The organism is Streptomyces sp. NBC_00536 (genome assembly GCF_036346295.1).
In the GTDB taxonomy this organism is placed as follows: Bacteria; Actinomycetota; Actinomycetes; order Streptomycetales; family Streptomycetaceae; genus Streptomyces.
The window spans coordinates 3,237,151-3,250,039 of sequence record NZ_CP107819.1 but is presented as its reverse complement, the minus strand read 5'-3'; the positions used below and the strand labels follow the sequence as shown (position 1 = coordinate 3,250,039).

At 66.7% G+C, this 12,889-nt stretch carries 8 protein-coding genes and 3 rRNA genes; 6 read left to right on the top strand and 5 right to left on the bottom strand.

Annotation, left to right across the window (positions count from 1 at the left end):
- The first annotated feature begins 262 nt into the window (after positions 1-262).
- The 5 genes from OHS33_RS14090 (at position 263) to cpt (ending at position 6,276) form a co-directional block, all read left to right on the top strand.
- Positions 263-1,787 (top strand): 16S ribosomal RNA (locus OHS33_RS14090).
- A 286-nt stretch (positions 1,788-2,073) separates the two neighbouring features.
- Positions 2,074-5,196: ribosomal RNA gene (locus OHS33_RS14085) — 23S ribosomal RNA — on the top strand.
- Between the two features lie 74 nt (positions 5,197-5,270).
- Positions 5,271-5,387, top strand: a 5S ribosomal RNA gene (gene rrf, locus OHS33_RS14080).
- Together the 16S, 23S and 5S rRNA genes form the textbook arrangement of a ribosomal RNA operon.
- 94 nt (positions 5,388-5,481) lie before the next feature.
- Positions 5,482-5,727, top strand: coding sequence for a DUF6243 family protein (locus OHS33_RS14075; protein WP_330330744.1), 246 nt, complete (start codon positions 5,482-5,484; stop codon positions 5,725-5,727).
- A gap of 15 nt (positions 5,728-5,742) precedes the next feature.
- Positions 5,743-6,276 carry a chloramphenicol phosphotransferase CPT gene (gene cpt / locus OHS33_RS14070; RefSeq protein ID WP_330330743.1) on the top strand — a complete coding sequence of 178 codons (534 nt, stop codon included), beginning with the start codon at positions 5,743-5,745 and terminating at the stop codon, positions 6,274-6,276.
- An 18-nt stretch (positions 6,277-6,294) separates the two neighbouring features.
- Here cpt and OHS33_RS14065 read toward each other — a convergent pair whose 3' ends face one another.
- The 5 genes from OHS33_RS14065 to OHS33_RS14045 are packed head-to-tail and all read right to left on the bottom strand — an operon-like array spanning position 6,295 to position 11,896.
- The gene (locus OHS33_RS14065; protein WP_330330742.1) at positions 6,295-7,605 is read right to left on the bottom strand and encodes a DUF58 domain-containing protein; all 1,311 of its coding nucleotides are present in this window, start codon (positions 7,603-7,605) and stop codon (positions 6,295-6,297) included.
- The gene (locus OHS33_RS14060) at positions 7,605-8,606 is read right to left on the bottom strand and encodes an AAA family ATPase (protein ID WP_330330741.1); all 1,002 of its coding nucleotides are present in this window, start codon (positions 8,604-8,606) and stop codon (positions 7,605-7,607) included. The genes OHS33_RS14065 and OHS33_RS14060 overlap by 1 nt, the downstream gene beginning before the upstream one ends.
- Positions 8,603-9,820: a DUF4350 domain-containing protein gene (locus tag OHS33_RS14055; protein ID WP_330330740.1), complete on the bottom strand. Its 1,218-nt coding sequence runs from the start codon at positions 9,818-9,820 to the stop codon at positions 8,603-8,605. Before OHS33_RS14055 ends, OHS33_RS14060 begins: the two co-directional genes overlap by 4 nt.
- On the bottom strand, positions 9,817-10,491 hold the full coding sequence (locus OHS33_RS14050; RefSeq protein WP_330330739.1) for a DUF4129 domain-containing protein: 675 nt from the start codon (positions 10,489-10,491) through the stop codon (positions 9,817-9,819). The genes OHS33_RS14055 and OHS33_RS14050 overlap by 4 nt, the downstream gene beginning before the upstream one ends.
- Positions 10,492-10,513: 22 nt before the next feature.
- Complete coding sequence (locus OHS33_RS14045; RefSeq protein ID WP_330330738.1) at positions 10,514-11,896, bottom strand: hypothetical protein; 1,383 nt, start codon at positions 11,894-11,896, stop codon at positions 10,514-10,516.
- 234 nt (positions 11,897-12,130) lie between these two features.
- On the opposite strand from OHS33_RS14045, the gene mtrA reads away from it, so the two are divergent.
- Positions 12,131-12,820 carry a two-component system response regulator MtrA gene (mtrA, locus tag OHS33_RS14040; RefSeq protein ID WP_283455169.1) on the top strand — a complete coding sequence of 230 codons (690 nt, stop codon included), beginning with the start codon at positions 12,131-12,133 and terminating at the stop codon, positions 12,818-12,820.
- Positions 12,821-12,889 lie beyond the last annotated feature (69 nt).

The window sequence follows — 12,889 nt, the reverse complement described above, 5'->3', positions numbered from 1 at the left end:
GAAGAACGAAGCCCGGAGGAAAGCCCGAGAGGGTGAGTACAAAGGAAGCGTCCGTTCCTTGAGAACTCAACAGCGTGCCAAAAATCAACGCCAGAAGTTGATACCCCGTCCACTTCGGTGGATGAGGTTCCTTTGAAAAAGACCTGTGAGGCCTTCGGGTGCTTGCAGGCAACCACAACAGCGAGGACGCAGTGGACGGTCGGCCATATTCCGGCATGACTGTCCCGCTCAACGCGAGTGGGCACCCGATTACGGGTAAACATTCACGGAGAGTTTGATCCTGGCTCAGGACGAACGCTGGCGGCGTGCTTAACACATGCAAGTCGAACGATGAAGCCCTTCGGGGTGGATTAGTGGCGAACGGGTGAGTAACACGTGGGCAATCTGCCCTTCACTCTGGGACAAGCCCTGGAAACGGGGTCTAATACCGGATAACACTCCTGCCTGCATGGGCGGGGGTTAAAAGCTCCGGCGGTGAAGGATGAGCCCGCGGCCTATCAGCTTGTTGGTGGGGTAATGGCCTACCAAGGCGACGACGGGTAGCCGGCCTGAGAGGGCGACCGGCCACACTGGGACTGAGACACGGCCCAGACTCCTACGGGAGGCAGCAGTGGGGAATATTGCACAATGGGCGAAAGCCTGATGCAGCGACGCCGCGTGAGGGATGACGGCCTTCGGGTTGTAAACCTCTTTCAGCAGGGAAGAAGCGAAAGTGACGGTACCTGCAGAAGAAGCGCCGGCTAACTACGTGCCAGCAGCCGCGGTAATACGTAGGGCGCAAGCGTTGTCCGGAATTATTGGGCGTAAAGAGCTCGTAGGCGGCTTGTCGCGTCGGATGTGAAAGCCCGGGGCTTAACCCCGGGTCTGCATTCGATACGGGCAGGCTAGAGTGTGGTAGGGGAGATCGGAATTCCTGGTGTAGCGGTGAAATGCGCAGATATCAGGAGGAACACCGGTGGCGAAGGCGGATCTCTGGGCCATTACTGACGCTGAGGAGCGAAAGCGTGGGGAGCGAACAGGATTAGATACCCTGGTAGTCCACGCCGTAAACGTTGGGAACTAGGTGTTGGCGACATTCCACGTCGTCGGTGCCGCAGCTAACGCATTAAGTTCCCCGCCTGGGGAGTACGGCCGCAAGGCTAAAACTCAAAGGAATTGACGGGGGCCCGCACAAGCAGCGGAGCATGTGGCTTAATTCGACGCAACGCGAAGAACCTTACCAAGGCTTGACATATACCGGAAACGGCCAGAGATGGTCGCCCCCTTGTGGTCGGTATACAGGTGGTGCATGGCTGTCGTCAGCTCGTGTCGTGAGATGTTGGGTTAAGTCCCGCAACGAGCGCAACCCTTGTTCTGTGTTGCCAGCATGCCCTTCGGGGTGATGGGGACTCACAGGAGACTGCCGGGGTCAACTCGGAGGAAGGTGGGGACGACGTCAAGTCATCATGCCCCTTATGTCTTGGGCTGCACACGTGCTACAATGGCCGGTACAATGAGCTGCGATGCCGCGAGGCGGAGCGAATCTCAAAAAGCCGGTCTCAGTTCGGATTGGGGTCTGCAACTCGACCCCATGAAGTCGGAGTTGCTAGTAATCGCAGATCAGCATTGCTGCGGTGAATACGTTCCCGGGCCTTGTACACACCGCCCGTCACGTCACGAAAGTCGGTAACACCCGAAGCCGGTGGCCCAACCCGTAAGGGAGGGAGCTGTCGAAGGTGGGACTGGCGATTGGGACGAAGTCGTAACAAGGTAGCCGTACCGGAAGGTGCGGCTGGATCACCTCCTTTCTAAGGAGCATATAGCCGACTGCGAGCGAATGACTCGCACGGTTGCTCATGGGTGGAACGTTGATTATTTGGCACGGTTTTCAAAGCATCCTGCAAGTACTGCTTCGGCGTGGAAAGCATGGATAGCTGAGGGAATCGTGCCTGGCACGTTGTTGAGTATCTGAGGGTACGGCCGATTGGTTGTATCTTCGCGATGCCGGCCCCAGTGAACTCGCCAGCTTGTCTGGTGGGGTGATGGGTGGCTGGTCGTTGCTTGAGAACTACACAGTGGACGCGAGCATCTGTAGGCCAAGTTTTTAAGGGCGCACGGTGGATGCCTTGGCACCAGGAACCGATGAAGGACGTGAGAGGCCGCGATAGGCCCCGGGGAGCTGCCAACTGAGCTTTGATCCGGGGGTGTCCGAATGGGGAAACCCGGCAGTCGTCATGGGCTGTCACCCACTGCTGAACACATAGGCAGTGTGGAGGGAACGCGGGGAAGTGAAACATCTCAGTACCCGCAGGAAGAGAAAACAACCGTGATTCCGGGAGTAGTGGCGAGCGAAACCGGATCAGGCCAAACCGTATGCGTGTGATACCCGGCAGGGGTTGCGCATGCGGGGTTGTGGGAATTCTTTTGATCGGTCTGCCGGCCGGTCGGCGAGTCAGAAACCGTTGATGTAGTCGAAGGACATGCGAAAGGTCCGGCGTAGAGGGTAAGACCCCCGTAGACGAAACATCAGCGGCTTGCTTAAGAATCTCCCAAGTAGCACGGGGCCCGAGAAATCCCGTGTGAATCTGGCGGGACCACCCGCTAAGCCTAAATATTCCCTGGTGACCGATAGCGGATAGTACCGTGAGGGAATGGTGAAAAGTACCGCGGGAGCGGAGTGAAATAGTACCTGAAACCGTGTGCCTACAAGCCGTGGGAGCGTCGCTCATTGAGTTTACTCAATGGGTCGTGACTGCGTGCCTTTTGAAGAATGAGCCTGCGAGTTAGCGGTGTGTAGCGAGGTTAACCCGTGTGGGGAAGCCGTAGCGAAAGCGAGTCCGAATAGGGCGATTGAGTTGCACGCTCTAGACCCGAAGCGGAGTGATCTAGCCATGGGCAGGTTGAAGCGGAGGTAAGACTTCGTGGAGGACCGAACCCACCAGGGTTGAAAACCTGGGGGATGACCTGTGGTTAGGGGTGAAAGGCCAATCAAACTCCGTGATAGCTGGTTCTCCCCGAAATGCATTTAGGTGCAGCGTCACGTGTTTCTTGCCGGAGGTAGAGCACTGGATAGGCGATGGGCCCTACCGGGTTACTGACCTTAGCCAAACTCCGAATGCCGGTAAGTGAGAGCGTGGCAGTGAGACTGTGGGGGATAAGCTCCATGGTCGAGAGGGAAACAGCCCAGAGCATCGACTAAGGCCCCTAAGCGTACGCTAAGTGGGAAAGGATGTGGAGTCGCAGAGACAACCAGGAGGTTGGCTTAGAAGCAGCCACCCTTGAAAGAGTGCGTAATAGCTCACTGGTCAAGTGATTCCGCGCCGACAATGTAGCGGGGCTCAAGCGTACCGCCGAAGTCGTGTCATTGCAGCAATAGGGCCAACGCCCGCTGTGATGGGTAGGGGAGCGTCGTGTGCCGGGTGAAGCAGCAGCGGAAGCTAGTTGTGGACGGTTCACGAGTGAGAATGCAGGCATGAGTAGCGATACACACGTGAGAAACGTGTGCGCCGATTGACTAAGGGTTCCTGGGTCAAGCTGATCTGCCCAGGGTAAGTCGGGACCTAAGGCGAGGCCGACAGGCGTAGTCGATGGACAACCGGTTGATATTCCGGTACCCGCTTTGAAACGCCCAATATCGAATCCATTAATGCTAAGGCCGTGAAGCCGTTCCGGACCCTTCGGGGAAAGGAAAGTGGTGGAGCCGCTGATCCAAGGTGGTAGTAGGTAAGCGATGGGGTGACGCAGGAAGGTAGTCCAGCCCGGGCGGTGGTAGTCCCGGGGTAAGGGTGTAGGCCGTGTGATAGGCAAATCCGTCACACATTAAGGCTGAGACCTGATGCCGAGCCGATTGTGGTGAAGTGGATGATCCTATGCTGTCGAGAAAAGCCTCTAGCGAGTTTCATGGCGGCCCGTACCCTAAACCGACTCAGGTAGTCAGGTAGAGAATACCGAGGCGTTCGGGTGAACTATGGTTAAGGAACTCGGCAAAATGCCCCCGTAACTTCGGGAGAAGGGGGGCCATCACTGGTGATCGGATTTACTCCGTGAGCTGGGGGTGGCCGCAGAGACCAGCGAGAAGCGACTGTTTACTAAAAACACAGGTCCGTGCGAAGCCGTAAGGCGATGTATACGGACTGACGCCTGCCCGGTGCTGGAACGTTAAGGGGACCGGTTAGTCACATTTCGGTGTGGCGAAGCTGAGAACTTAAGCGCCAGTAAACGGCGGTGGTAACTATAACCATCCTAAGGTAGCGAAATTCCTTGTCGGGTAAGTTCCGACCTGCACGAATGGCGTAACGACTTCTCGACTGTCTCAACCATAGGCCCGGTGAAATTGCACTACGAGTAAAGATGCTCGTTTCGCGCAGCAGGACGGAAAGACCCCGGGACCTTTACTATAGTTTGATATTGGTGTTCGGTTCGGCTTGTGTAGGATAGGTGGGAGACTTTGAAGCAGCCACGCCAGTGGTTGTGGAGTCGCCGTTGAAATACCACTCTGGTCGTGCTGGATGTCTAACCTCGGTCCGTGATCCGGATCAGGGACAGTGTCTGATGGGTAGTTTAACTGGGGCGGTTGCCTCCTAAAGAGTAACGGAGGCGCCCAAAGGTTCCCTCAGCCTGGTTGGCAATCAGGTGTTGAGTGTAAGTGCACAAGGGAGCTTGACTGTGAGACCGACGGGTCGAGCAGGGACGAAAGTCGGGACTAGTGATCCGGCAGTGGCTTGTGGAAGCGCTGTCGCTCAACGGATAAAAGGTACCCCGGGGATAACAGGCTGATCTTCCCCAAGAGTCCATATCGACGGGATGGTTTGGCACCTCGATGTCGGCTCGTCGCATCCTGGGGCTGGAGTCGGTCCCAAGGGTTGGGCTGTTCGCCCATTAAAGCGGTACGCGAGCTGGGTTTAGAACGTCGTGAGACAGTTCGGTCCCTATCCGCTGTGCGCGTAGGAATATTGAGAAGGGCTGTCCCTAGTACGAGAGGACCGGGACGGACGAACCTCTGGTGTGCCAGTTGTCCTGCCAAGGGCATGGCTGGTTGGCTACGTTCGGGAGGGATAACCGCTGAAAGCATCTAAGCGGGAAGCCTGCTTCAAGATGAGTATTCCCACCTCCTTGAGAGGGTAAGGCTCCCAGTAGACGACTGGGTTGATAGGCCAGATGTGGAAGCCCGGTAACGGGTGGAGCTGACTGGTACTAATAGGCCGAGGGCTTGTCCTCAGTTGCTCGCGTCCACTGTGTAGTTCTGAAGTAACGAACCGTGCCCATATCCGGTTTGGTTAACTTCATAGTGTTTCGGTGGTCATAGCGTTAGGGAAACGCCCGGTTACATTTCGAACCCGGAAGCTAAGCCTTTCAGCGCCGATGGTACTGCAGGGGGGACCCTGTGGGAGAGTAGGACGCCGCCGAACAATTTTTCCGGGAAAGCCCCGCACCTTATGGTGCGGGGCTTTTCTGTTTTCAAGGGCCTTCGTAGATCACTTCACATCATTACCGGGAGACACCATGACCGTGAGCAAGAACATCAACAACCCCATCGGCCAGGGCGGCGGCCAGCGCAAGAGGCTGTCCCGTGCCGAACGGCAGAACAACGGTCCGCACCGCAACCTCGACCGCCAGGGTGCGGCCGACCAGAAGGCGGAGCTGGTGCGCAAGATGCGCGAGAAGGCGGCCGCCGCTGAGGGTGACGAGCAGGCGGGTGCCGGGCAGGCGGGTGCCGGGCAGGCGGGCGATGACGCCGCACAGAGCTGACCATAGCCTGGGGCGATGGTGACCCAGGTGATCGTTCTCAATGGTGGTTCCAGTTCCGGCAAGTCCGGGATCGCGCGGAGTCTGCAAGTCGTCCTGCCGGATCCGTGGCTGACCCTCGGGGTCGACACGCTGATCGAGGCGATGCCCGTGGCCATGACGGAGTCCGATGCCGGGATCGAGTTCGCCCCGGACGGCGACATCGTCGTCGGGCCGGAGTTCAGGACGTTGGAAGAGGCCTGGATCACGGGGGTCGTCGCGATGGCGCGGGCGGGGGCCCGGGTCATCGTCGACGAGGTCTTCCTCGGCGGGCCGGACTCGCAGGAGCGCTGGCGCCGGGCCCTCGGCGAGCTGCCGGTGCTGTGGGTCGGCGTGCGGTGTGACGCCGGGGTCGCCGCGGGCCGGGAGGCGGCGCGCGGCGACCGGGTCGGCGGGATGGCCGCCGCTCAGGCCGAGGCGGTCCACCGGGGCGTGGTCTACGACCTGGAGGTGGACACCTCGTCCACCGGGTCGGTGGAGTGCGCGCGGATCATCGCCGCGCGGATCTCTTGAGGGCGAAGGACGTGTGGCTCAGAGGCGGCCGGCGGCCTTGAGGGCGAGGTAGGCGTCGGCGAGGGCCGGGGCCAGGGTGTCGGGGGTGGCGTCGACGACGTGGACGCCGTGCCGGGAGAGCTGGTCGGCGGTGCGGCGGCGCTGGGCACGGGTCTGGGTGCCCGCGGCGGCCTCGTAGACCGCGTCGACCGTGCCGCGGGCCGTGGTCATCTCCGCGATGTGCGGATCGGCGACCGAGGCCAGCAGGACCGTGTGGCGCTGGGTGAGGCTGGGCAGCAGCGGGAGCAGGCCCTCCTCGATGGGGGCGGCGTCCAGGCTGGTCAGCAGGACCACCAGGGAGCGGCGCGGGGCGCCGCGCAGGATGGTGGAGACCAGGCTGCGGGAGTCCGTCTCGACGAGCTCGGGCTCCAGCGGGGCCATCGCGTTCACGAAGGCGGGCAGGACGTCGCCGGCCGGGCGGCCCTGGACCTGGGCGCGGGTGCGGCGGTCGTGGGCCAGCAGGTCCACGCGGTCGCCCGCGCGGGTGGCGAGGGCGGCCAGCAGCAGGGCCGCGTCCATCGCGGAGTCCAGGCGCGGGGCGTCGCCGACGCGGCCCGCGGAGGTGCGGCCGGTGTCCAGGCAGATCAGGATGTGCCGGTCGCGCTCCGGGCGCCAGGTGCGGACGGCGACCTTGTTCTGGCGGGCGGTGGCGCGCCAGTCGATGGAGCGGGTGTCGTCGCCGGGTACGTAGTCCCGCAGGCTGTCGAACTCGGTTCCCTCACCGCGCGTCAGCACGCTGGTGCGGCCGTCGAGTTCGCGCAGCCGGGCGAGCCGGGACGGCAGGTGCTTGCGGCTGGTGAAGGGCGGCAGGACGCGGACCGTCCAGGGGACGACGTGGCTGCCCTGGCGGGCCATCAGGCCGAGCGGGCCGTACGAGCGGATGGTGACGCGGTCGGCGTGGCGGTCGCCGCGCCGGGAGGGGCGCAGCCGGGTGGTGACCCGGCGGCGTTCGCCCGCGGGGACGGTCAGGGCGTGCCGGGACGCGGCGGCCTCGGTTCCGGGGAGCCAGCTGCTCGGGGGCCACGCGTCGCGGATCCGGGCGCGCAGGGTCCGTCCGCCGGGGTTGGTGACGCTGAGGTGGACCTCGGCGCTCTCGCCCAGGCGCACCGAGGTGTCGCCGGAGCGGGCGAGCCGCAGGGTGCGCACCGGAGCGGCGAGGGCGTAGTCGACGGCGCAGGCCAGTGCCAGGGGTCCGTTGACGGCGAGGATCCCCGTCCAGCCCGGTTCGAGCAGGCCGACGGGGAGCGCGCCGAGGGCCGCCACCAGGGCGGCGCGTCCGGTGAGGGCCATCAGCGCGGGACGGGGACGTGGGAGAGGATCGCGGTGATGACCGAGTCCGCGGTGACGCCTTCCATTTCGGCCTCGGGGCGCAGCTGGACGCGGTGGCGCAGCGTGGGCAGGGCGAGGGCCTTGACGTCGTCGGGGGTGACGTAGTCGCGGCCGGTCAGCCAGGCCCAGGCGCGGGCGGTGGAGAGCAGGGCGGTGGCGCCGCGCGGGGAGACGCCGAGGGTGAGCGAGGGCGATTCGCGGGTGGCGCGGCAGATGTCGACGACGTAGCCGGTGATCTCGGGGGAGACGGTGGTGGCGGCGACGGCGCGGCGGGCGGCTTCGAGGTCGGCGGGGCCCGCGACGGGGCGTACGCCGGCGGCCGCGAGATCGCGCGGGTCGAAGCCGGCGGCGTGCCGGGCCAGCACGTTGATCTCGTCCGCGCGGGAGGGCAGCGGGACGGTGAGCTTGAGGAGGAAGCGGTCGAGCTGGGCCTCGGGCAGCGGGTAGGTGCCCTCGTACTCGACGGGGTTCTGCGTGGCGGCGACGAGGAAGGGCTCGGGGAGCGGGCGCGGGGTGCCGTCGACGGTGACCTGGCGCTCCTCCATCGCTTCGAGCAGCGAGGCCTGGGTCTTGGGGGGCGTCCGGTTGATCTCGTCCGCGAGGAGGAGATTGGTGAAGACCGGGCCGTCCTGGAAGGAGAACTCGGCGGTGCGGGCGTCGTAGACGAGGGAGCCGGTGATGTCGCTCGGCATCAGGTCGGGGGTGAACTGGACGCGCTTGGTGCCGATGTCGAGGGAGGCGGCCAGGGCGCGTACCAGCAGGGTCTTGGCGACGCCGGGGACGCCTTCGAGGAGCACGTGGCCGCGGCACAGCAGGGCGACGACGAGGCCGGTGACGGCGGCGTCCTGGCCGACGACGGCCTTGCCGATCTCGGTGCGGAGCGCTTCGAGGGAGGCGCGTGCGCTGTCCGCGTCCGGGTGGGCGGGGGCCGCCTGGTAGGCGTCGGCGGGCGTGGCCGTCATGAGGTACGGACCTCTCTTTCGAGGGCGTCGAGGTGATCGGCGAGCGCGACGAGTGCCGCGTCGTCGGAGGGGGCGGGGCCGAAGAGCAGCCCCGGCAGGTCCCGGTCGGGGCCGGTCAGCCGGTCGGAGACCGCGGGCAGCAGGGCCGCGGGGTCCTGGGCGTGGACGGGCGGTACGCCGACCAGCGCGGCCAGGCGCTCGCGGGCCGCTTCCCGCAGCACGGTGGCGGCCCGGTCGCGGGCCCCGGCCTTGCGGTAGAGGCGGGCGCGGCCCTCGGTGGCCTCGGAGGCGCGGATGGCGACCGGGAGGCGTTCGGTGACGAGCGGGCCGAGGCGGCGGGCCCGCCACAGGGCGGCGAGGGCCGCGGCGACGGTGAGCTGGAGCAGGGCCCAGCCCCAGCCCGCCGGAATGAGGTCGAAGAAGCTCTTGTCCTGCTCGGCCCGGCCGTCGGCGCTGTCGGCGGGCGAGGGGATGAACCAGACGAGTCCGGGCCGGGAGCCGAGGAGTTGCAGGGCGAGGGCGGCGTTGCCCTCGTCGGCCAGGGAGTCGTTCTGCAGGAACAGTCCGGAGCCGAGGACGACGGTGTCCGCGCCGTGGGCGCCGGGGAGCCGGAGCAGGGTGGGGAGGCCGCCGCTGGGGTAGCAGGCGACGGCGTCCGGGAGGTCGGTGGTGTAGCGCGGGCCGTCGCCGGTGGTGGCGCGTCCGGCGGCGGTGGCCGCGGGCAGGGCGCAGCCGGGGGAGAGGACCTTGGCGTGGGCGGTGCCCTTGGTGCGGACGCCGGGGGTGAGTCCGGTGAGGGCGGGGCCGGTGGGCGCGAGCAGGACCGTACGGCCGCCGGCCAGGTCCATCGCGGTGCGCAGGGTGGAGCGGCGCTGTTCGCCGAGCAGGTCGGGGGCGGTGACCAGGAGGGTGGTGCCGGGGCCCGCGGCTTCGGCGGCCTCGGCGGTGGTGGTCACGACGCGGGTGGTGACGCCGCGGGCCTTGAGGAGTTCGGCGACGGCCCGGCTGCCGGTGGGGTCGGCGGAGCGCGGGTCGAGCTGTCCGTGCTGCTGCCCGGTGTGCAGGGCGGCCAGGGTGATGCCGGCGACGAGCAGGGCGGTGAGGGCGATGAGGAAGCCGCGGGCCCGGCGCCAGAGCCGGGCGGGGCCTATCGCGGTGGAGGTGGCGGCAGGGATGGTGGCGGGGGGCGGCGCCGGAGTGCGGGCGGTGCTCATGCGGCCGGTCCTCCTGTGGTGGTCAGGACGGGCTTGGCGCGCTCCAGGGTGACGTCGAGGTCGCGCAGGCGGGCGTACGTACCGGTGTCGGCGGTGCGGCCGCCGTAGGTGACGTCATCGAACGTCCGGGCCGCGGCGCGCAGTTCCGCGCTGTGGCCGGGGAGGGAGAGCGCGGCTTCGGCGGCGGCCTCGTCGGCGGTGCGGCCGGGGCGCGGGTCGAGCAGGGTGCGTTCCTCCAGGGAGCGCACGACGGCGCGCATGCGTTCCTGGACGGCCTCGGTCCAGCGTCCGGCGGCGGCGTGCGCCTCGGCGCTCGCGCGGTGGTCGGCGGCGCTGCGGACGCCCTCGTCGAAGAGGAGACCGGCGCCGGTGGCGGCGCGGCGGGGGGAGCCGAGCCGCCACCACAGGGCGGCGATGAGCAGGACGACCACGACGACGATCACGAGGATGCCGACGGGTCCGCCGGGTGTGGCGTCGGCGGCGGAGCCGGTGAGGTCGCCGAGCCATTCCCAGAAGCGGTCGATGGCCCGCTGGAGGGGGCTCGGGTCGTTCTGGTGGTACAGCGGCTTGGACAGCTCGCGCTGGGCGGCCTCGCGGGCCGCGTCGCGCGGTGTCGTCAGCGGTGGTGTTTCGGACCCCGGCAGCAGGGCCGCCGTGGCGCGTGTGACCAATCCCCCCGTGGTGATCAACGCATCAGCCCCCGGCGCCGGGGTGCGGGGCGGCGCCGCCGTGGGTGCCGTAGTTCTCGACGCCGGCCGCGCGGGCGAGTTCCAGGTCGAGGGCTTCGCGCCGGATGCGCTGGTCGATGTAGAGCAGGACGGTGACGCCGGACTGCATCGGCATGGTGATGGCCAGGGCGATCACCCCGCCGATCGCCATGATGATCAGGTACGACCAGCTGTCGGGGGTGCTCCCGGCGACGATCGAGTCGAATCCGCCGCCGAAGATCATGGCCGCGACCGAGAACGGCACGGCGATGATCATCGAGACGATGGCGACGATCACGGCGGTCAGGATCGAGATGCCGAAGATCCGCCACCAGGCGCCCTGGACCAGCTTCCCGGAGCGCTTGAGCGAGGTGAGGACGGTCGCCTTCTCCAGCATCAGCGCGGGCGAGGCCAGGCTGAAGCGGACCCACAGCCAGGTCAGCAGGAGCAGGCCGATGAACCCGCCGAGGATGGCCAGGGCGGGGCTGTCCATGAGGAGGCCCGGGAGCATCAGGACCAGGAGCAGCACGAGGGAGGCGACGGTCATCAGGAAGGACAGCCCGATGAGGCGGAGCAGCTGGGGGCGCGCGTCGCGCCAGGCCCCGGCGACCGTGGAGGGCTGACCGAGCACGGCCCGGCTGAAGATCATGGTGAGCAGGGCGGTGGCGAGGATCCCGCCGATGACCTGGATGAAGATGGTGACGGCCGTGACGGCGAGGTTGCCGCCCATCGAGTCGAGCACCTCGCCGGGGCCCGTGATGCTGCCCGGTTCGGTCGTGATCCGGTCCATCGCGTACCGCTGGAAGATCACGGTGGCGAGCTGCACGATCACGGCGACGACGGCGGTGACGGACAGCACGGAGCGCCAGTGGGTGCGCATGGTGGTGACCGCGCCGTCGAGGATCTCGCCGAGGCCGAGGGGGCGCAGCGGGATCACGCCGGGCTTGGCCGCCGGGGGCTTGCCCCAGCCGCCGGGGGCGCCGGGGTAGGCCCCGTAGGGGGCGCCGTACTGGCCGGGCTGGCCGGGCTGGCCGTACTGCCCCGGCTGGCCGTGCTGGCCGGGCTGGGCGCCGTACGAGCCCCAGCCCGCGCCGGGCTGCGGCTGCTGGGCGGAGCCGTCAGCGGGCGCGCCGGGGGCCGGGGTCGTGCCGGGGCTGGACCACTGGCCGGGCGGCGGCTGCTGCGCGGACCACTTCGGGTCCGCCGGGGCCTGCGCGGGCTGGGCCGGAGCGGGGTGCTGAGCGGGGTTCTGGGGGGAAGGCGGTGAGGATGGCGGCTGCGCCCCCGTACCGTTCGTACCGGGAGCGCCCTCGCGCTCACCTTCGGACGGAGAGGGTCCGGGCGTAGCCCAGCCCGGAGAGTCGTTCATCGTCGCTCCTTCACGTGTACTGCGCTGACGGGGGCGCTGGACGCTGCCATCGTGCCACGTGGGAACTCCGGACGGACCGGCTCCTCCCCCGGATATCGGGCCGGCCCGCACCTTCAATTGTCGCCCGGATCCGAGGCAGACTGGACGACTGGATCACGACGCAGGTCAGAGGGGCGATTTCCAGCCCTTTTGGCTGTGGGACAGCTCACCGCCAGGTAACGATTAGCTAATGGGATGATGTCAACCATGAAGGGACGCGTCCTTGTCGTCGACGACGACACCGCGCTGGCCGAGATGCTCGGCATTGTGCTGCGTGGAGAAGGTTTTGAGCCGTCGTTCGTAGCGGACGGCGACAAGGCACTTGCTGCTTTCAGGGAGGCAAAGCCGGACCTGGTACTGCTGGACCTCATGCTGCCCGGACGGGACGGCATAGAGGTCTGCCGGCTGATCCGCGCCGAATCGGGCGTGCCGATCGTGATGCTCACAGCGAAGAGCGACACGGTCGACGTGGTCGTCGGGCTGGAGTCCGGCGCCGACGACTACATGGTCAAGCCGTTCAAGCCGAAGGAGCTGGTGGCCCGCATCCGGGCCCGCCTGCGCCGCTCGGAGGAGCCCGCGCCCGAGCAGCTCACCATCGGTGACCTGGTCATCGACGTGGCCGGCCACTCCGTGAAGCGGGACGGCGCCTCCATCGCGCTGACCCCGCTCGAATTCGACCTGCTGGTCGCCCTCGCCCGCAAGCCCTGGCAGGTGTTCACCCGTGAGGTGCTGCTGGAGCAGGTCTGGGGCTACCGGCACGCGGCGGACACCCGCCTGGTCAACGTGCATGTTCAGCGACTGCGCTCCAAGGTCGAGAAGGACCCGGAGCGCCCGGAGATCGTGGTGACCGTACGTGGCGTCGGCTACAAGGCCGGACCGAGCTGACATGAAGCCCGGCAGGCCCCTCCTCGGTTCCCGTCGGGGGGCCTCGCGGGGCGGCCGGCAGTTCCGTCA

What these genes read in the sequence shown, in the direction of transcription:
- OHS33_RS14075 (WP_330330744.1), top strand. Translation starts at nt 5,482, where the DNA reads ATGACCGTGAGCAAGAACATCAACAACCCCATCGGCCAGGGCGGCGGC.
- cpt (WP_330330743.1), top strand. Translation starts at nt 5,743, where the DNA reads ATGGTGACCCAGGTGATCGTTCTCAATGGTGGTTCCAGTTCCGGCAAG.
- OHS33_RS14065 (WP_330330742.1), bottom strand. Translation starts at nt 7,605, where the DNA reads ATGGCCCTCACCGGACGCGCCGCCCTGGTGGCGGCCCTCGGCGCGCTC.
- OHS33_RS14060 (WP_330330741.1), bottom strand. Translation starts at nt 8,606, where the DNA reads ATGACGGCCACGCCCGCCGACGCCTACCAGGCGGCCCCCGCCCACCCG.
- OHS33_RS14055 (WP_330330740.1), bottom strand. Translation starts at nt 9,820, where the DNA reads ATGAGCACCGCCCGCACTCCGGCGCCGCCCCCCGCCACCATCCCTGCC.
- OHS33_RS14045 (WP_330330738.1), bottom strand. Translation starts at nt 11,896, where the DNA reads ATGAACGACTCTCCGGGCTGGGCTACGCCCGGACCCTCTCCGTCCGAA.
- mtrA (WP_283455169.1), top strand. Translation starts at nt 12,131, where the DNA reads ATGATGTCAACCATGAAGGGACGCGTCCTTGTCGTCGACGACGACACC.